Here is a 19,384-nt window from a genome sequence, read left to right as displayed (position 1 = left end):
GCATGTTTCTATTGTACCATGCTTATGTGTATTTGGAATTTCTCATTTTGGCTTGTACTATTTATATTCTAGCAACACGTTTACTACATTTTCATTATCCAAAAGATATTGCAATTTCATCTGAAGATCCTTTGAGTCTCCCTTTTTAAACCATTCAGCATATTCTCCTACTACTTCTGTGTTCTCTGGAATGTCGCTTATTAGACAACAATTTCCGTAACTCATTGCTTCCAAGAGAGCATTTGCCATTCCCTCCAAATTACTTGGTAGCAAAAAAGTATATGCGTTGCTATAAAGTTCAGAAATCGTATCACCATATACATACCCTGTAAAAATAATTCTCGAATCTCCATCTGCCAACTTGACCAAACTATCATAGTACTCTTTATTTGCTTCTGCTCCGCCTGCAACCACCAGTTTTTTTGAGGTCTTGCAGTTTTTGAATGCTTCTATAAGATAGTGAATTCCCTTTTCAGGTACAATTCGGCCCAAAGACAGCAAATATTCATCCTTATCCAGTGAAAATTTTTCTTTTATCAACTGCGGCTTCTTTTTTTGAGGACGATCTACTCCATTCGCAAACAAGACAGAATTCACACCATATTTTGTATCGATATACTGTTTCATATTCTTAGAAAGGACCAAGCATACATCCGCTTTTTTAGCAGCCATTCTTTCGCCAAATTCAAGATACTTTGATGCAAAACCACCCCATTTATCTCGTTGACTATCTATTCCATGAAGTGATGCAACAACTCTCAGTCCAAATAATTTTGCCAACGGTATCATCACGCATGATCCAGAAGCTCTATAACTCACACAATCATATCTTACAATTGCCGCGTGAATAGTAGCCAGAAATGAATAAATAGGCACACATGCAGCTCCTTTCACAGTTGGAACCGTTATTATTTTAATACCTTTATATTCTTTCAACTTCTTTCCATCAAACTCTTTCCCAAATACATTATGTCCTCCACGATTGTATACAGTAACATCATTTCCTCTTTTTACCATACGCACCGCATGCTGCTCGACACCTTTTTCTATTCCGCCCTCATTTGACGGTATTCTTTTATGACCAATTATTGCTATTTTCATTTTCACATATCCCCTATCAGTCGCGCTGGAAAATATCTCTCGTATAAACCTTCTCTTTCACATCATCCAGGCACTTATCATAGCGGTTTGCAATAATAGCCTGACTCTGTTTCTTAAATTCTTCCAAATCATTTACAACTACAGAGCCAAAGAATTTCTCTCCATCTTTCAGAGTTGGCTCATAGATAATAACCGTTGCTCCCTTAGCTTTAATACGCTTCATAACACCCTGAATAGAGCTCTGGCGGAAGTTATCGCTGTTACTCTTCATAGTCAGTCGATACACTCCGACAACAACTTCTTTCTCTTTACTTTCATCCCAGTCATCATTTGCCTCATAGGCTCCGGCAATTTCTAATACACGATCTGCAATAAAGTCTTTTCTTGTTCTGTTAGATTCAACGATTGCTTCAATAAGATTTTCCGGAACATCTGCATAGTTTGCCAATAACTGTTTTGTATCTTTTGGCAGACAATATCCGCCATAGCCGAAAGACGGATTATTATAATGAGTACCAATACGAGGATCAAGGCAGACACCATTAATAATCTGCTGTGTGTTCAATCCTTTCATTTCCGCATATGTATCCAGCTCATTGAAGTAGGATACACGCAGTGCAAGATATGTATTGGCAAACAGCTTAACTGCCTCTGCCTCGGTGAAGCCCATAAACAGTGTATCAATGTCTTCTTTAATTGCGCCTTCCTGCAGAAGTTCTGCGAAAGTATGTGCAGCCTTTACAAGTCTGGCATTTTCCACGTCTGTACCAACAATGATACGGCTTGGATAGAGATTATCATAGAGTGCCTTACTTTCTCTCAGGAATTCCGGACTGAAGATGATATTATCACAGTGGAATTTCTCACGCACAGATGAGGTATAGCCGACCGGAATCGTGGATTTGATAACCATAATGGCCTCCGGATTATATTCAATAACCAGCTTGATAACAGCCTCAACTGCAGATGTATCGAAGAAATTCTTTTTGGAATCATAATTTGTAGGTGCTGCTATAACAACAAAATCCGCATCACTGTATGCAGTCTTTGCATCAAGTGTTGCGGTCAGATTCAGTTCTTTTTCTGCCAGATATTTCTCAATGTAGTCATCCTGAATCGGAGACTTTTTGTTATTGATCAGGTCAACTTTCTCAGGAATAATGTCCACCGCTGTAACCTGATGGTGCTGGCTAAGCAGCGTAGCGATAGAAAGTCCGACATAACCTGTTCCTGCAACTGCAATTTTTAAATCTTTAAATTCTCTCATAATATTTATCTCCTCTTCATTTTATAATCAGTCCAGTACTGATTTGAAAAATCTTATTTATAAAACTCCGCATACCATTCAGCAAATTTTCTCAGGCCAGTTCTCAGGCTTGTTGATGGCTTATACCCGAAGTCACGTTCCAGCGCACTGGTATCCGCATAAGTCACCGGTACATCTCCTGGCTGCATGGGAACCAGTTTTTTATGTGCGTCAAAATCATAATCTTCCGGAAGGACTTTTGCTCTTACCAGTTCCTCACTCAGAATCTGAACAAAATCTAACAGATTTTCCGGATTCTGATTACCAATATTGTAAACTGCATATGGAGGAATTGGCAGACCATCCTCACCATTCTTCTTATCCGGAGCTTTTTTCATTACCCTGACAACACCCTCAACTATGTCATCTACATATGTAAAATCGCGCTTACAGTTACCATAATTAAAGATCTGGATAGTTTCTCCTTTCACCAGTTTATTGGTAAATCCGAAGTATGCCATATCCGGCCGTCCGGCAGGACCATACACTGTGAAGAATCGCAGACCTGTAGATGGAATATTATACAATTTGGAATATGCATGAGCCATCAGCTCATTGGATTTTTTTGTTGCTGCATAAAGTGATACAGGGTTATCAACCTTATCTTCTGTACTGTAAGGAACTTTTTTATTTGATCCATAAACGCTGGAAGAAGAAGCATACACCAGATGCTCCACCGGATTATGGCGGCACGCTTCCAGAATATTAAAAAATCCAATGAGATTGGATTCCACATACGCATCAGGGTTCGTGATAGAATAACGCACACCTGCCTGCGCTGCAAGGTTTACTACAATATCCGGTTTATATTTCTCAAAAGTCTCTGTAATCAATGCTTTGTCAGCAATATTTCCTTTGATAAAAGTAAAGGTAGAATATTTATCCAGTTCTTTTAAACGAAACTCTTTCAGTGCAACATCATAGTAGGCATTCATGTTGTCAATGCCAATGACCGTTGCAGAAGAAGTCTCCTGATAAATTCGTTTTACAAGATTGGATCCTATAAATCCTGCTGCCCCTGTAACCAAAATTGTTTTATTTTCTAAAGCAATACTACTCATTCTAATTTCTCCTTCACTTTTTACTAATCTCTTACATACACCACTCTGTTAACAAAAAATTCATTTCAGAATTTTTACATCGACCCATCTTTCCTGAACACCACCAGTACCGTCTTAAACAGGATCTTGATATCCAGTCCGATGTTCCAGTTTTCGATGTATTCTTTATCCAGTCTTACAACTTCCTCGAAATCTGTGATGTCGCTTCGGCCGCTTACCTGCCACATGCCGGTGATACCTGGTTTGATGGCGAGGCGTGCGCGGTGGTGGAGCTCATACAGAGAGGTTTCCGAGAGAAGGGGTGGGCGTGTTCCGACAATTGACATATCGCCTTTTAATACGTTGAAAAACTGCGGGAACTCGTCCAGGCTTGTTCTTCGGATGAAGTCTCCGATGCCTGTTTTGTGTGAGCCATCCGGAAGTACTTTGTTTCCGATTACACGGGGATCGAAATCCAGTTTGAACATCTTTCCATCGCCCAGCTTGTTGTCCTTCATTAACTCAGCCTTGCGTTCTTCGGCATCCATATACATGCTGCGGAACTTGTACATCTTGAATTTCTTTCCGTTCTTTCCTACTCGTTCCTGCGCGAAAAAGATCGGACCCGGTGATGCAATATAGATTGCCGGTCCCACAAAAATGCAGATAATTGCAGTGAAAATACAGCCGATCAGACCGCCGACAATGTCCATCATACGTTTCAGCATCAGCTGTCCGGCTGAGGCGGAGTTGATACTTGTGGTAAGAACAGTATAATTACCCACCTTCTCTACGAACTGTTTTTTTCCGGGCACATTTGCAACTTTGGCAAGGTTCAGATGTACGGTTACACCGGTTTCCGTCAGCTGACTGATTAGTTTGTCCGGATATGGAAGTGAGTCCGGTACTGCTACCAGGACTTCATCGATCCACTCCTGGCATACATACATGGCAGCATTTTTTTCATCGGAAACTACCGGCACACCATGGATTTCTCTTCCGGTCCAGTCTTCATCTGTGACTACAACGCCTGCCAGTGTAAATCTTGCATAGTTATTTTCCTGCATATTCTGTACAACCTGTTCTGCATTATCCCTGGAAGCAACAATAAGCAGGTTGCGCGCTCCGCCATCTTCCATCTTTTTGCGGAGAAGATTTTTCCAGAGTTCTCTTACCACATATGTAAGTATAAAATAAAGGACTATTGTAAGTATTAATGTCAGTCTCGAAAAAGCAAGTCCCTGCTGGAGCATGAACAGATACAGGATTGCCAGTGCTCCTACTATAACAGAGTGTTTCAGTGTTACGATAAAATCGCTGTAATGTCCCCGTTTCAGGACACTCTTCATAGTGCCGGTCGTAAATATGACAAGCAGATCTGCCAGTTCAAGAAAAACGGCCATGTTGCGATAAATAATATTTCCATACGGGCAGATTCCCTGTAACCTGATTATGTAAGCCAGTACATATGCCAACTGAAGGCAGATCATGTCCAGTATGATAAAATCTGCATGTTTTAACCAGCTTTCCGAGTCTTTTCTGTACATAAAAACATTTCCCTTCCATTACATTATATATTGGGCCGCTTCCAACCCTATATATCAGGCGGACATTTTCTGTAAATGAAAAGAACAAAAGAATACACTGTGATTATAATCGCGCTCCCCTGTGCAGTCATAACCCCAGTGTATAGATATAATTTCAGATAATATTCTTCATATTTCTTATCATGTGTATTCCTCTTCACTTACTCGAACTGTAATTGCCTTTTATGAAAAGGATATCATTTTCGATTTTATATGTCAAGTTAAACCTTTTTCTTATATAAATTTCGGAAAATTTACATAAATCTACATTTATTTACTCATCTTCCGGACTGTACTTCGTATATCCATAGCCGTACTTGCCGTATTTGCCGTAGCCTCCGAAACCGTTTTCCGCACAGTTCAGCACGCATCCGAGCACATGTGCATCACTGTCCGCAAGAAGACCGATTCCCTCAGTAATATATTTTACTTTTGCATAGTCCTGACGGATCACGTAGAGTACCGCATCCATAAATGCAGCAACCACAGAAGCATCTGCCATCATTGCAGCAGGCGGTGTATCAATGATCACATAATCATAATAATCTACCAGTTCATCTATTGCCTCCTGCATCCGGTGGGAAGAAAGTAGTTCCGAAGCATTTCCTGTAGATTTTCTTCCAAGAATGAGATCCAGATTGGAATCCTCGAAATTTATGATCGCCTCTCCTGCTTTTTCTTTTCCCTTCAGTACGTCTGTAATACCGATCTTGATATCTTTCTGAAGGATATTAAGATTGGTATGCAAAGACGGATTTCGAAGGTCTCCGTCGATCAGCAGTACTTTTTTATCACGCTGCGCAAGGGATAATGCCAGGTTCAAAGATACGGTTGTCTTTCCCTCTCCCGGAAGGGAGCTGGAGATCAGGATCGTGCGGAGATTTTTTTCCCGCATTTCTTTCTCAACTCTGGTACGGAGCGCGCTGATCGATTCCAGGAAATTGGCCGGAAGGAGGAACTACTGCAGAGCGGTTTGCAGAATACCTGAAAACAAAGTTGCTGCCGACGCTTTCAGAAGCAGACATTATCGTTATGGATAATATGCGTTCCCATCATGCAAAAGCGGTGAAACAGCTACTGGACAGCTCAAAAGTAACCTATCTGTATTTACCCCCATATAGTCCAGATCTGAATCCGATTGAAAAAATGTGGTCAAAACTCAAAGCATTTTTAAGGAAAGAAAAGATACGGATGGCATCGGAATTACCATCAGCTATTTCAAAAGGATTTTTAACAATTCGTCCAAAGAACTGCATAGGGTGGTTTCATTCGTGTAATTATGTGCAATAATTTATTGGATTGCTATAATATACTTATCGCTTTCACACCAATAAATATATTTAATAACTATTATACTACTCTCTATCATTAGGCACACGTCTTTTTTATCGACAAATTTCGACACCAAGAGAAAACATCTTATACGCTGCTCCATATCCCCTTGTTTCTTTAATTCTCTTTCATTACATTTAACTCAATTTTATTCATCTGTTTTAAAATAGCGTCCCGTATTGTTTTCTCTAAATATACAGGATTTATTTTCCGTTTTGCATATGTCATGTAACTGTCTTTTGTCTCTTCAATCAAAACTGCTGTAAAAAACCTTTCCCAGCTGAAATATTCTTTACTTTCTATATACTCTGATGGATTACTTAACATTTCATCTACCGTACTACTCTTAATAGTTCCGCTGGAAAGAATCATCCATTCAAACGATTCCGGCAAATATATTGCCACATTTTTTCTTCCATAAATTAATTGAAGAACCTTATCAATTTCCGATCCAAACGCAGCTCCATCAGCAATTACCAGAATTTTTTCATTTCTATGCTTGTTCAAATAGTGAAATACATTTGATTTTCCATCCATGCTCTCGCATTTTAATTGATTTTCTTTACAAATCTGAGAAAAAAACTGATAGCCTGAATTACTGTCCTCTGTTATAACAAGTTCTGGTTTTACCACATTTTCATAAGTATCCTCACCATATAAACGATAAAACTCATGATAGCTCTGTTTCAAAGTTCCATATTTCCCGGATGTACGGATTCCATATATCTCTTCTACACTATATGGCAAGGCAGGCAAAGCTTCTCTGGTTATGATTACATAATAATTATCGGTCTGTTGGATCTCCTGAGCAAAATCTGTTGACTTTATAAATTCATTACCTTCATCAATAAAAACAATGCCAGCTGAAATGCCAGCTAACTGTTGTTTCCACAAAGCTCCCTCCAACACATAACACTTCTTATCACAGTTCAGCTCCACAGGTGTTCCCGAAGGATTATTTATAAAATCCCGAATCATATCCACCAATGTAGTTTTTCCAGTTGCACTATCCCCCTGAATAATGGTTAAATTTCGCCGCAGTTCAAAATCATATTTTAATCGTTTTGTTGATACTATAATTCTATGTTTTCCCCTCATCACACAATCCCCCCTGCAATCAGACAAACTCCCCAGCTATTGACACCAATTCTTCTGTCGAATGAACAATTTGATCCGTATTCAAGACACGCACAGTAAATGGTTCTGACCCAAACCTCATTAAATGATGAAGATTAATAGTTCTATCCTCGGATTCTGCAATTTTTAACAACCATTTCGCACAGTTGTCTCCACAGGTTGAAGCATTAAATATTTTATCCTTATCAAATTTCACAAGAATTAACGTTTTCACACCGCCAGATAAACCAATTGGCGGAATTTTTCCCAGAACCGGGCTGTCTATTACTCCACTATCCAGAACAGTGGACTGATCTACATCCTGAATCATCTCTTTTACAAACGGATCTGTGATCCAATCATCTTCATAATCATACTTAAAATAAGCAGCTGTATTATAAACAGCTTCTTTCATATCGCCATAAAAAATATTCAGCATACAAGATTTCCTTTCCTATCATAATTCTCTTTTTTGTCTTTCGCTGTTGCTGTATCCCTGAACCACTCACGAATCTGTGTAATACTTTATAGACGTATCCAGTTCATTATACGTTAAATCCTGGTGAATTTCCTTTACAATAGTCCCACCTTCAATCAGCTGTTCAATTTCATTCTTTATCCGAAAATCAGCTTTATCAATAAAACGCCGCACCATCGCATTCCCACTGGTATTAGACCAGTAATCCTGCGGTCGCGCAGACGGATCTGACCGCAACAGATCACAATAATTGATCACATCCCATGGACAATAAATATCCGTATCTCCAAAAAGATACCCGTCATACCACTCCTTCATCGTGTCATAATGTTCCGAAAGTCCATAGTATTCCAGCATTTCTTTCACTTCTTTATCTGTAAATCCAAAATATTCATCGAGCAGAATAATTACTTTTTTTCCATAATGCTTTGCAAGCAAAGAACACAATATAATCCCGCATATATTCAATAGTTTCCCTCTTCACCTATTTTAACCTTTTCTTTCATAATCCTAAAAATAATCGTTAATCCTCAATAACCAGTATTTTTTCATCTTATCACATTTCTAAGATAATCGCTCCAACAACATTTCTAACATGATTTCGTACAATTCGCTCAATTCATATTCATTTTTGAACGCAAAATAAAAACAGGTATTTCAACATTCATTCCTTTAGGACGGTTCTGACAGTTCCGGATTTGTTCTGTCCATTGTCTGATCCTAACCTGCTGAGCCACAAGGCTGGTTTGCGTAACCATCATATTTCTCTTCTGGATCATATTCAATTAAAAAATTAAGTACTAAACTTTTTACTGATTATGTTATTTTGTTGAATATGATTATGGCATAACTTGAAGTGAATAAAAAGGTACTCAGGTTCTACCATTTACTACATAACAAGAAAGGATCTCCAATGTTGATAATGCCACATTTGTGCTGATAAAAGCATGCAATACTTTGAGATTTCCAAATGCATTTTCAGCATAAATTAAAAGAACAACCGCATTTTCGATACCATTCAGGTTTCCTTCATACCGCTACACATAATACTTCTGGTTTCTGACTGCGCTAATTGCTGATAATTAAATCATTTTTTAAGGTTAATAATCTCTCAATTTTTTATAAATTCTACAAAAATGTTGAAGATACTCTATTTTTATAATTGAAAGATCATCTTCTAAGAATTTCACATTTAAATCATAATACCAATATGCATCATTACTGATACATATTATGTATTACTCTCTCAGCTTCTATGTTCGCCTGTAACAATATATCCAAGCCATTACTTTCCACTTCTTCATATTCTAATATAGCTTGCTCAATGATTCGCATTGCACAAATATATCCTTCAGCTACTTTATCAAATCGCAATATTGTTTGTAAAGTAGTTGTTATTGATGCCATTACCGATACAATTATTCTAATATACAATGCCAATTTTTTATCCATTACCATATAAATAGTTACAGTTGTAAGACTTACAGACATAATAACCAGGAAATAATGTACACCTATAAAAAAGCCATAGCTAAGTCGAAACATACGTTGTTTATGATAATACATTTCCGGAGCTTTTTTATTATATGGTTTTTCACTGTCCTCAAAAAACTTTTTCCCCAAATCTCTTTTATTATAAAAATGTAAAAAGAAACTACAAATTCCTATTATAATCACCAATATTAAAATCGTAATGTAAATAACCCACATAAACTTCTCCTCCAAAACTGCACTAGAGCGTGTTTGAAAAATAAAAGTTGCACAAAACATATATTCTAATACCCTTTTTCATGTTAAAATAAAGAAAAAGGGGTGTTTACTATGTTGAGACGATACGAGTTAACTGATGAAGACTGGAACCGCATTGCTCCTTTACTGCCACCTGAAAATACTGGAAAACAGGGCCGCCCCCAAAAATGTAATCGGACAATTCTTAACGGAATTGTTTGGATTGCCCGCAGTGGAGCACCCTGGCGTGATCTTCCAGAACGTTATGGTGCCTGGCAAACCGTCTACTCCCGTTTTCGAAAATGGATTGATGATGGCATCATCGATAACATTTTTCGTGTTTTAAGCCTTGATGCTGAATTAACAGAACTATCTATAGATGCTTCTATTGTTCAGGCTCATCAGCACAGTGCAGGTGCAAAAAAAGGGGGCCTCCAAACGAAATCGGACATAGCCGAGGTGGAGCAAGCACAAAAATCCATGCCGTAGTGGATGCCTATGGCTATCCGGTATATTTTATGATTAGTGAAGGTCAGCGTAATGATATTAATTACGACTTCCATTGCTCGAACATGTGAATACAATCGGAAGCAATGTATTAGCTGATCGAGGATACGATAGTAATAAATTACTTGATTATGTCTACGACCATGGTGGAGAACCAACAATTCCTTCCAGAAAGGGAGCAAAATTTGACCGTCATTGTGATTGGTGGCCTTACAAAGAGAGACATTTAGTAGAAAACTATTTTCTCAAATTAAAAGCGTTTCGCCGAATAGCCACACGTTATGATAAACTGGCTTCCACTTTTCTGGGTTTCGTATGCATCGTCTCAATATTAATTTGGTTAAAATAAACAACTCGAAATATTTTTCAAACACACTCTAATATTGATTATTCCGTGGCTGAGTCCAGTCACTTCACATGCCCCCGGTCTTCTGCAGAACTCAGATGTCTATCTGCAGAACAGTTTCACTGGCTAATACAGGGATTCTCCATTGACCCGGTCATCCACGATATCACACCTGACAGTCCCAGCTAATCCTGATATTTGTGCAAAACAGAAAACTTTTCTGTTCCATAAAAAGGTTTCTAAAAGCTCTATACAACACTTTTCTTTTTTGTCTCATCTCTTTTCTGATCTTCTCACATCCTGTTTCTCCTGCTTCTCATCCATAGTCATTTTTACCTTTCAGCTGTTTTCCTGAAGTATCCTTTTTTTACTGATCCGTTTTTCCCCGTCAGTAACAAATGCTGACGTTTCATTGAATTCAATTTTATTTTTATATCTGATAGATGGTATAATTTCTTGATATTTATTTCACTGATAAAGTATTCTTTCATTTTATGCAACCTCTCTTTCTACCTTGCATATATGACCATATTGCATTCATCTCCATATTAAAAGATAACAGAAATCCCGCAAGAATGGAATACCTTTCCACAACATAGCTCAGAATAATCCCTAACAGAAAATACAAAAAATCAATTAATCTTCCGCACCAAATCATAATTCTCCGTTTTTCTCTATCAAATCCCGATACCAATATGCAGAATCTTTCCATATCCTCTCCTGTGTCTCGAAGTCCACGTAGATAATTCCGAAGCGTTCTGCGTAACCTTTGCCCCACTCAAAGTTGTCCATCAGGGACCACTGGAAGTATCCGCGTACGTCGATTTCTTCTGTTGCGCGTTTCAGTTTTTTAAGATACCGTGCAAGGAAATCGATCCGGTTGGGATCGTGGACTTTTCCATCCAGGGAGATGGTATCGTGGCAGGCCATTCCGTTTTCTGTGATATAGATCGGCTTCTGGTATCTTTCGTAAAGGAATTTCGATCCCCAGTAAAGGGCTTCCGGTGTTACCGGCCAGTTCCTTCGGGAAGTACGCGGGACCAGTCAATGGAAAAGCGGTAGCCTTTCAGGCCAAGTGCTTTCATATGTGCTACGTCTTCCCTGAATCTCTGATAGTGGTCACAGGCTACGTCACCTGTATGTCCTTCGTAGATTCTTCCTGGTTCTTTTGTAAATACGTCCCAGATGTTCAGACCTTTACCGGAGTTTTCTCCTGTGCCTTCGATCTGACAGGAACTGGTTGCCGCGCCCCATACGAAATCTTTTGCAAATCCTATTTTTCTGTACCTCCTGTTTATTTTAGTTTTTTTAAATTAAGCGGATATCCGCAATCCACCTTTGTTGCGTAACTCTACACCGAATAACTGCTCCACCGTTTATCTAATTAATTTAAGTATATTTCAATTTATTTAATGTCACTATACAAATTAACAGAGTACTTGTCAATCGGTTTTTCTACACAAGAAAGAATCCTGCTCCGGAGAGATTTTTTATTTTATTGGAACATTACGGAGTAATTTCCTATGAAATAAAAAAAGATCGCTGTCATGGACTTTTCTTCAATTAACCATAACAACGATCTTTTTCTTATTTTTTTACAGAATCACATGTCTCGGGCATACTTCCTTACATTTACCACAGCCTGTACATTTATCATAATCGATATGTGCACAGAAATCTGTAACTGTAATTGCCTCTGACGGACAGTTCTTCTCGCATTTCTTACAGCCGATGCAGCCAAGCTCACAGGCAGTTGTAACAGCCTTGCCTTTTGCATGGGAGCTGCAGGCTACGCGTGTCTGTTTCTCATATGGTACCAGCTCGATCAGGTGACGCGGACATTTTGCAACGCATTTGCCGCAGGCTTTACATGCTTTCTGATCAACAACTGCAATACCATTTACTACGTGGATCGCATCAAACGGACAGGCCTTTACACAGCTTCCGTAACCCATACATCCGAATGCACAGTTCTTCTCACCGCTGCCCGGGATGAATGTCATCATCTCGCAGTCTTCCACGCCTGTGTATTTGTATTTCGTAGTTGTCTTGTCGCAGGTACCTGCACATTTCACGAATGCAACCTGACGGGAAGTTTCTTTTACTTCCTGTCCCATGATCGCACCGATCTTTGCTGCAACCGGAGCACCGCCAACCGGACACTGATCCACCGGTGCTTCGCCTTTTGCGATAGCTGCTGCAAGTCCGGAACATCCCGGATATCCGCAGCCACCACAGTTATTTCCCGGAAGAACGCCCAGAATGGCTTCTTCCTTCTCATCTACCTTAACGGTTAATTTCTTGTCTGCCAGTCCAAGGAAGATACCAATGAATAAACCAGTACCGCCGACAATGACTGCAGCCATAATAATTCCTGTTATACTCATGCTTCTCTTCCTCCTATACGATTCCGGAGAATCCCATAAATGCAATTGCCATCAGAGCTGCTGTAAGCAGAACAATCGGCATACCCTGGAAAGATTCCGGAATATCGTTGTATTCCATTTTTTCACGGATTCCTGCAAGCAGTACGATCGCGATCAGATAACCTACGCCTGTTGCAAATCCGTTGACAACACTCTCAAGAATGCTGTACTCATATTTTACGTTGTTCAGTGCCACACCAAGAACTGCACAGTTTGTTGTGATCAGTGGAAGGTATACACCAAGTGCTTTGTAAAGAGATGGTACGAATTTCTTAAGGAACATCTCTACGATCTGTACCAGAGCCGCAATAACCAGGATAAATACGATCGTTTTCAGATATTCAAAATGAGTTGGTACCAGGATAAATTTATACAGAAGTTCTGCCACAAATGAAGCAATCGTGATAACGAATACAACCGCTCCGCCCATGCCTGCAGCTGTCTCTGTTTTCTTGGATACGCCAAGGAAAGAACAGATACCAAGGAACTGGCTGAGCACAACGTTACTGCAGAGTGCAGAACCTATTGCGATTAACATCAAACTTGCCATCTTCTACTCCCCCTTTTAGTTTTTCTCGGAAGGACATCCACCGCAGGTTGCACAGTTGGAACCGCAGCCGGACTGGATCTTGGATACATCCTTGCCCTTCTTTGCCATGTTGATCTTCACCTTGTTCTGGATCGCTGCAAGACCTGCAAGAACCAGGAAAGCTCCAGGAGCCAGGATGAAAATAGTGATCGGGGTATATCCGGCAGCGCCTGTAGCTGCATCAGCAACCGGGATGATCTGTGCTCCGAAAGCTTTTCCGGAACCAAGGATCTCTCTTACAAGACCGATGGCAACAAGACCTACAGTAAAACCAAGTCCCATACCGATTCCATCGAAGATAGACGGAAGAACCGGATTCTTGGAAGCATAGCTCTCTGCACGTCCCAGAATGATACAGTTAACAACGATCAGCGGAATATAAATTCCTAATGAGTCATAAAGAGAAGGAGTAAAGCCTTCCATAAGGAACTGCACGATGGTTACAAAAGATGCTACAACTACAATGAATGCCGGCATTCTGACAGAATCCGGAATTACTTTTCGAAGCAGGGAGATCAGCATGTTGGACATGACCAGAACTACCGTTGTGGAAAGGCCCATACCAATACCATTGATCGCAGATGTTGTTACGGCAAGTGTCGGACACATACCCAGCATCAGAACGAAGATCGGGTTTTCGGTTATAATACCGTTCTTTAATCTTTCACCACATTTATTCATATTCAACTACCCTCCTAAAATGCGTTTTTGCAATAGCCGATAGCTGTATTGACTGCACCGGTAAAAGCTCTGGATGTAATGGTCGCACCACTGATGGCATCGATCGGCTCGCCTTCGCCGCCATCCTTGGATACATAGAATTTATCGGTATTTTTGCCTACGTACTGCTCCTGGAACTGTGCCTCTGTGGCGCGCATTCCAAGTCCTGCTGTCTCACTGATGGACAGGATGGAAACACCGCTTACGGTACCGTCTTTTGTTACGCCTACTGTGATCTGGATGTCACCGCCGTAACCTTCTTTATCGGTAACTGTCACTACATATCCTTCATCAGCTGCCTCACAGACTTCGTCTACCGTTGCTTTCACACCAAGGTCTGCAACAACCTTATCTGCTGCATCCTGATCTACATCAACAGATTTGAAGTCTTCCAGGCTTACATCACTGAATACTGTCTGCCATGCTTCTTTTTTTGCCTGCTCTTCTGTTCTTGCGATCGGTTCTTTGGTTACTTCGTAAACCAGACCAAGGCCAAGGCCGGCAACTACGGTAATGATCGTAAGGATCAATGTATTTTTGATAATCTTACCCATTATTTCTTGCCTCCTTTTCCAAAAGCAACTGGTTTTGTTACTTTTTCAATAAGCGGAACCAGAAGGTTGCAGAAAATGATCGCATAGGAAACACCCTCTGCGGAGCCGCCAAAGAGACGGAATACTGCGGTCACGATACCAAGGCAGCATCCATAAACAAGCTGTCCCTTCGGTGTGATCGGAGTTGTTACATAGTCGGTTGCCATAAACCATGCGCCCAGCATCAGGCCGCCGCCGAAGATATGGCTGAAAAGATAATTCACATCGAATCCTTTGCCTGTTCCCAGCATGTAAAGGATCACAAATACAGCAAAGCTTCCAATATATGTAAGCGGCACTTTCAGGTCAATGATCTTGAATGCAAGAAGGATCACTGCACCGATAAGGATTGCCAGTGCGGAAGTCTCACCGATAGTACCCTGGATGTTTCCAAGGAAGAGGTTCTTCACCGGAATAGATGTTCCTGCGATAAAGCCCTGATTCTTAAGAGCTGCCAGCGGTGTTGCCTGGGAAACCGTATCCACGATCGCATGAGAGCTCTTGGAAACTGCGAAATTTGTCATTTTTCCGGCAAAGGAGATCATAAGGAAGCATCTTCCTGCAAGGGCCGGGTTCATAAAGTTCTGTCCAAGTCCGCCGAAAAGCTGTTTTACAACGATGATTGCAAAAGCACTGCCAAGGATCGGCATCCAGATTGGGATCTGTGGCGGCATGTTCAGTGCCAGAAGAAGTCCGGTTACAACCGCACTGAAATCGGTTGTTGTATTCTTCTTGTGCATAAGACGATCATAAAGCCACTCAAAAAATACACTGGATGCAACCGTTGCAAGTATTACAAGAAGTGCATGTAATCCAAAATTCCAGATACCGAACAGGGTTGCCGGCATCAGTGCGATCACTACCAGCTGCATGATACGGCTGGTGGTCATTTTATCCCTGATATGGGGATTAGATGATACGTTATACATTTGTTCCATTGTTTTTCCTCCCCCTATTTCTTTTTCTTGCGCTCTGCAAGAACCATTTTTCTCATAGATTTAATACTCTGAGTCAGAGGTCGTTTGGCAGGACAGATATAACTGCAGCATCCGCATTCGCAGCACTCCATACCGTCCATTTTTTCGAAACCTTCCATGTCACCATTCTCTGCAAGTGTGGCAAGACGGGCAGGAACTACATGTCCAGGACAGACACCAACGCAGCGTCCGCAGTTGATACATGCTGTCTGGATCTCCTTCGCCTCTGCAACTGCATCATGCTCCATACAAAGCAGGGAAGAGGTTGTCTTGGTACACGGAATATGAAGATCATACAGAGCAAATCCCATCATAGGACCTCCGGAGATCAGTTTTGCGATCTTTTCTTTCAGACCACCTGCAGCATCCACAAGCTCTGACATATCTGTTCCTGTGAGAACTGCAAAGTTCTTCGGTGTACGGATTCCGTCACCGGTAACGGTAAGGTTACGACCGATAACCGGCTGTCCGAGGATAACTGCATTATAAACGGAAACTGCGGTTTCCACGTTGTCTACTACGCATCCCACGTCTGCCGGGAGCATGGTGGAATTGATCTCTCTGCCTGTAACAGCATAGATCAGTGTACGCTCACCACCCTGCGGGTATTTGGTCTTGAGCTCTTTTACTTCCATACGCTCTTTGCCCTTGATGGCTTCTTTCATCTTGGCGATACAGTCTGGCTTGTTGTCCTCGATGCAGATACAGCCCAGCGCCTTCGGGAAAGCCTTCAGAATCACTTCCAGACCGCCTACGACCTTCTCAGGCTCCTCCAGCATTCTGCGGTAGTCACTGGTAATGTATGGCTCACACTCAGCGCCGTTTATCAGAATATGATCAATCTTATCCGGTTCCTTAGGGGAAAGCTTCACATGGGTCGGGAAGCCTGCACCACCCTGTCCGACAACTCCTCCCTCCTGAATGCGCTTCAGAATATCTTCCTTGGAAAGGTCAGAAAGCTTCGCCGGTGTATATTCAACTGTTTCATATAAACCGTCATTCTCTACAATGATCGCATCACACATGGAACCGGTTGCTGTCAGGCGTTTCTCTATTCCTTTCACAGTTCCGGATACCGATGCGTGGATCGGCGCGGAAACAAATCCTCCTGCTTCTGCGATTTTCTGTCCTGCAAGCACGTGATCGCCCTTCTGTACGATCGGCTTGGCCGGAGCTCCGATGTGCTGAGATACCAGATATGCCAGGTCTCCCTTTGGCAGGTACTTCTCAACAGGACAGTTTTTTGACAAATCTTTGCCGTCATAAGGATGAACACCACCCCTGAAGGTTAAAATTGCCATAGATCTCATCTCCTCCTTTATTCTTTGCAAGTACAGACGCATACTTCTTACGTACTGCATCTGTACTTATTTTCAAAGTTGATTTCAGTGTTTCTGATTTTTCTTTTCTTCTCTTTTTTTCAGATGGATGCGGTATCCTCTGTTCAGATTCGGGTATGCATGAACGAAACGCTGCATGTTGTGACCAAATTTGGCTGCCATGGCTTCTTTTCGTTTCTGAAGTTCTGCAGATACATCCTGCATCATGGCCGCACGCTTCTCTTCCAGTTCTCTGACAAGATTAAGGTCTTCAATACGTTCCTTCACCTCATCAAGGGCAAAGCCTCTGTTCGCTTCCAGCTCACTCATACGCTTTCTGGCTTTTACGATCAGCTCAGCCTGCATCTCCTCCAGGGACTGCTCCCAGAAAGGAATACGCTCGTGAAGATGGAAAGCCGCAGCTGCTGAGAAACAGAAGTCAACAACATAAACACATGTGATCGCACAGATACCTATCTCACCTACGCGTCTCGGGTACAGGCCGGTCACATATTCCACGCCTGGCTGTAGCACTCGAAACAGCATTACAGTGAAAAATCCCCAGCCAAGGGAAGCTCCCAGGCATATCCTGCCGTGGAGATTAAATTTCTTATCACTGTAATCCCACCATGATGTATGGAAGATTGATTCCATCAGCCATGCTGTGATATACTCCAGTACAGTAGATACCACGATTCCTCCGAAAAAGAGGATGACCGTATTGCTCTGCACAGGTACCAGGATCAGATATACGGAAAGTGCTCCGCAGCCATAAATAGTACATAGGGGACCATTTATGAATCCTCGGTTGATAAGCGTTCCCTGCTTTGCAGAAACGTAGCAGGTCTCCCAGAGCCAGCCAAGAAAACTGTAGGCGAAAAACCAGTTTATGAGGTGATAAAAGTCTATCCCCCTCACTGTCAATTCCCACATAATTCCAGTGTCCTTTCCTGTTTTTTTCATCAACTCTACCAATATACTATAACTCATTTCACATTAAATTGCACTAGAGAAAATTAATTTTTTTGTGTATAATCAGATACAATCCATGAAGGAGGAAGATTAACATGATCGTTAAAAAAATGCCGATTTTACAAGGGTTTCCGGACTTTGAGACTGTTAAAAAAATGACTAAAAATGCGGATTTTTCAGAGCATTCTGTACCGGTTTTTTATGATATCGAGACCACCGGACTATCACGAAATTCTACTTTTCTGTATTTGATCGGAGCAGTGGCTTTTGAGGACGAAACCTGGCAGATGTATCAGTGGCTGGGGGAAAATTCGGGCGATGAACCGGAACTTCTTCGTACTTTTTCTGATTTTCTGAAAGGCTTTTCCTGCACAATCCAGTATAACGGAGACAGCTTTGATCAGCCTTATCTGGAAGCGCGGTACCAGGTTCACGGACTTTCATCTCCTTTTGAAAACCTGCCTGCGCTGGATATTTACAAGCAGTTGAAGCCTTTGAAGGGGCTTCTGAAACTTTCCAGGATGAACCAGCCGTCCATGGAAGCTTTTCTTGGTATTGATGACCGCACTTACTGCGACGGTGGTGCCTGCATCCGTCTTTATAAGCAGTTCGCTTCCGGCAAAAAGAGTGAGGCTGGTGATATTGTTCTCGGACATAACAAGGAGGATCTCATTGGGCTTGGAAAGATCTTTTCCATGCTGTCTTATCTTGCACTTTTTCATGAGGAATATGAGCCTGTAAATTGTGAAATTCAAGACAATAATCTGGTGTTTACGCTTGCTCTTTCCTGCAATCTGCCTGCGAAATTCTCCAATCTTAGTGAAGAATTCTACATAACAGGCTCCGAAAATCTCGTCCGCTTCCTTGTAAAACCTCAGAACGGACGCTTGAAACAGTATTATTCCAATTATAAGGATTATGATTATATTCCTTCGGAGGACACTGCTATACCCAAAACCTTAAGCGCCTGCATGAATAAAAAGCTCCGTAAGCCGGCCAAAAAAGATACCTGTTATACGTGGTTTTCTGTTACTGAGGATTTCCTGAAGGATCCGTCGAAACAGAAAGTTTATCTCAGGCATTGTCTGCCGTATTATCTGTCTATATTGAAGTGAAACTTTGCAATTTATTAATATTGACTTGTATAACAAATTTCCTGGCCACTAATATGTGAAACATGTAAATGGCAAAAAAGGACTGTCTCCTTTCGGAGGCAGTCCTTCTATTTTTTACACTCTTTTTATTAAT

General features: G+C 41.2%; 19 protein-coding genes and 2 pseudogenes. 3 read left to right on the top strand and 18 right to left on the bottom strand.

Annotation, left to right across the window (positions count from 1 at the left end; genetic code table 11):
• Positions 1-57: 57 nt before the first annotated feature.
• From WMO28_RS14955 to WMO28_RS14935, 5 genes are all read right to left on the bottom strand, one after another.
• Positions 58-1,101 (bottom strand): glycosyltransferase family 4 protein, encoded by a 1,044-nt coding sequence (locus WMO28_RS14955; RefSeq protein WP_349057516.1) that lies wholly within the window; start codon positions 1,099-1,101, stop codon positions 58-60.
• A gap of 16 nt (positions 1,102-1,117) precedes the next feature.
• Entirely contained in the window at positions 1,118-2,368 is a 1,251-nt protein-coding gene (locus WMO28_RS14950; protein ID WP_349057515.1) for a nucleotide sugar dehydrogenase, read from the bottom strand.
• A 53-nt stretch (positions 2,369-2,421) separates the two neighbouring features.
• Positions 2,422-3,468 (bottom strand): NAD-dependent epimerase/dehydratase family protein, encoded by a 1,047-nt coding sequence (locus WMO28_RS14945; protein WP_349057514.1) that lies wholly within the window; start codon positions 3,466-3,468, stop codon positions 2,422-2,424.
• A 74-nt stretch (positions 3,469-3,542) separates the two neighbouring features.
• Positions 3,543-4,994, bottom strand: a complete 1,452-nt coding sequence (locus WMO28_RS14940) for a sugar transferase (protein WP_349057513.1) — start codon at positions 4,992-4,994, stop codon at positions 3,543-3,545.
• A 313-nt stretch (positions 4,995-5,307) separates the two neighbouring features.
• Positions 5,308-5,961 (bottom strand): CpsD/CapB family tyrosine-protein kinase, encoded by a 654-nt coding sequence (locus WMO28_RS14935; RefSeq protein WP_349057520.1) that lies wholly within the window; start codon positions 5,959-5,961, stop codon positions 5,308-5,310.
• A 2-nt stretch (positions 5,962-5,963) separates the two neighbouring features.
• Here WMO28_RS14935 and WMO28_RS14930 point away from each other — a divergent pair, with 2 nt between their 5' ends.
• The gene (locus tag WMO28_RS14930) at positions 5,964-6,323 is read left to right on the top strand and encodes a transposase (RefSeq protein ID WP_349057519.1); all 360 of its coding nucleotides are present in this window, start codon (positions 5,964-5,966) and stop codon (positions 6,321-6,323) included.
• Positions 6,324-6,482: 159 nt separating this feature from the next.
• Here the strand turns inward: WMO28_RS14930 and WMO28_RS14925 are convergent, their stop codons facing one another.
• From WMO28_RS14925 to WMO28_RS14910, 4 genes and pseudogenes are all read right to left on the bottom strand, one after another.
• A complete protein-coding gene (locus WMO28_RS14925; RefSeq protein ID WP_349057512.1) occupies positions 6,483-7,463 on the bottom strand; it encodes a translation initiation factor 2 in 981 nt (326 codons plus the stop codon).
• Between the two features lie 19 nt (positions 7,464-7,482).
• The gene (locus WMO28_RS14920; protein WP_349057511.1) at positions 7,483-7,920 is read right to left on the bottom strand and encodes a DUF4869 domain-containing protein; all 438 of its coding nucleotides are present in this window, start codon (positions 7,918-7,920) and stop codon (positions 7,483-7,485) included.
• An 84-nt stretch (positions 7,921-8,004) separates the two neighbouring features.
• Positions 8,005-8,361: pseudogene (locus tag WMO28_RS14915) on the bottom strand (AAA family ATPase); the annotation flags it as partial.
• Between the two features lie 816 nt (positions 8,362-9,177).
• Positions 9,178-9,669 carry a hypothetical protein gene (locus tag WMO28_RS14910; RefSeq protein WP_349057510.1) on the bottom strand — a complete coding sequence of 164 codons (492 nt, stop codon included), beginning with the start codon at positions 9,667-9,669 and terminating at the stop codon, positions 9,178-9,180.
• 111 nt (positions 9,670-9,780) lie between these two features.
• Here WMO28_RS14910 and WMO28_RS14905 point away from each other — a divergent pair.
• Positions 9,781-10,543 (top strand): annotated as a pseudogene (locus tag WMO28_RS14905) (IS5 family transposase).
• Between the two features lie 651 nt (positions 10,544-11,194).
• Here WMO28_RS14905 and WMO28_RS17175 read toward each other — a convergent pair.
• The 9 genes from WMO28_RS17175 to WMO28_RS14860 form a co-directional block, all read right to left on the bottom strand.
• On the bottom strand, positions 11,195-11,584 hold the full coding sequence (locus WMO28_RS17175; RefSeq protein WP_349057518.1) for a family 1 glycosylhydrolase: 390 nt from the start codon (positions 11,582-11,584) through the stop codon (positions 11,195-11,197).
• Positions 11,548-11,766, bottom strand: a complete 219-nt coding sequence (locus WMO28_RS17170) for a family 1 glycosylhydrolase (RefSeq protein ID WP_435376636.1) — start codon at positions 11,764-11,766, stop codon at positions 11,548-11,550. The genes WMO28_RS17175 and WMO28_RS17170 overlap by 37 nt, the downstream gene beginning before the upstream one ends.
• Positions 11,767-12,135: 369 nt before the next feature.
• Positions 12,136-12,927 (bottom strand): RnfABCDGE type electron transport complex subunit B, encoded by a 792-nt coding sequence (locus WMO28_RS14890; protein WP_349057509.1) that lies wholly within the window; start codon positions 12,925-12,927, stop codon positions 12,136-12,138.
• Positions 12,928-12,940: 13 nt separating this feature from the next.
• Positions 12,941-13,516: an electron transport complex protein RnfA gene (locus WMO28_RS14885; protein WP_349057508.1), complete on the bottom strand. Its 576-nt coding sequence runs from the start codon at positions 13,514-13,516 to the stop codon at positions 12,941-12,943.
• A gap of 15 nt (positions 13,517-13,531) precedes the next feature.
• Positions 13,532-14,236, bottom strand: coding sequence for an electron transport complex subunit RsxE (gene rsxE / locus WMO28_RS14880; RefSeq protein ID WP_349057507.1), 705 nt, complete (start codon positions 14,234-14,236; stop codon positions 13,532-13,534).
• A gap of 14 nt (positions 14,237-14,250) precedes the next feature.
• Complete coding sequence (locus WMO28_RS14875) at positions 14,251-14,829, bottom strand: RnfABCDGE type electron transport complex subunit G (protein ID WP_349057506.1); 579 nt, start codon at positions 14,827-14,829, stop codon at positions 14,251-14,253.
• Positions 14,829-15,806: an RnfABCDGE type electron transport complex subunit D gene (locus WMO28_RS14870; protein ID WP_178643012.1), complete on the bottom strand. Its 978-nt coding sequence runs from the start codon at positions 15,804-15,806 to the stop codon at positions 14,829-14,831. The genes WMO28_RS14875 and WMO28_RS14870 overlap by 1 nt, the downstream gene beginning before the upstream one ends.
• A gap of 14 nt (positions 15,807-15,820) precedes the next feature.
• Positions 15,821-17,146 carry an electron transport complex subunit RsxC gene (gene rsxC / locus WMO28_RS14865; protein ID WP_178643014.1) on the bottom strand — a complete coding sequence of 442 codons (1,326 nt, stop codon included), beginning with the start codon at positions 17,144-17,146 and terminating at the stop codon, positions 15,821-15,823.
• A gap of 84 nt (positions 17,147-17,230) precedes the next feature.
• Positions 17,231-18,097, bottom strand: coding sequence for a putative ABC transporter permease (locus WMO28_RS14860; RefSeq protein ID WP_349057505.1), 867 nt, complete (start codon positions 18,095-18,097; stop codon positions 17,231-17,233).
• A gap of 134 nt (positions 18,098-18,231) precedes the next feature.
• Between WMO28_RS14860 and WMO28_RS14855 the strand changes: the two genes are divergently transcribed.
• A complete protein-coding gene (locus tag WMO28_RS14855) occupies positions 18,232-19,251 on the top strand; it encodes a ribonuclease H-like domain-containing protein (RefSeq protein WP_349057504.1) in 1,020 nt (339 codons plus the stop codon).
• Positions 19,252-19,384 lie beyond the last annotated feature (133 nt).

The sequence above is a fragment of the Blautia aquisgranensis genome (assembly GCF_040096615.1).
Taxonomy (GTDB): Bacteria; Bacillota; Clostridia; order Lachnospirales; family Lachnospiraceae; genus Blautia_A; species Blautia_A aquisgranensis.
This window is presented reverse-complemented; position numbering and strand designations above follow the sequence as displayed.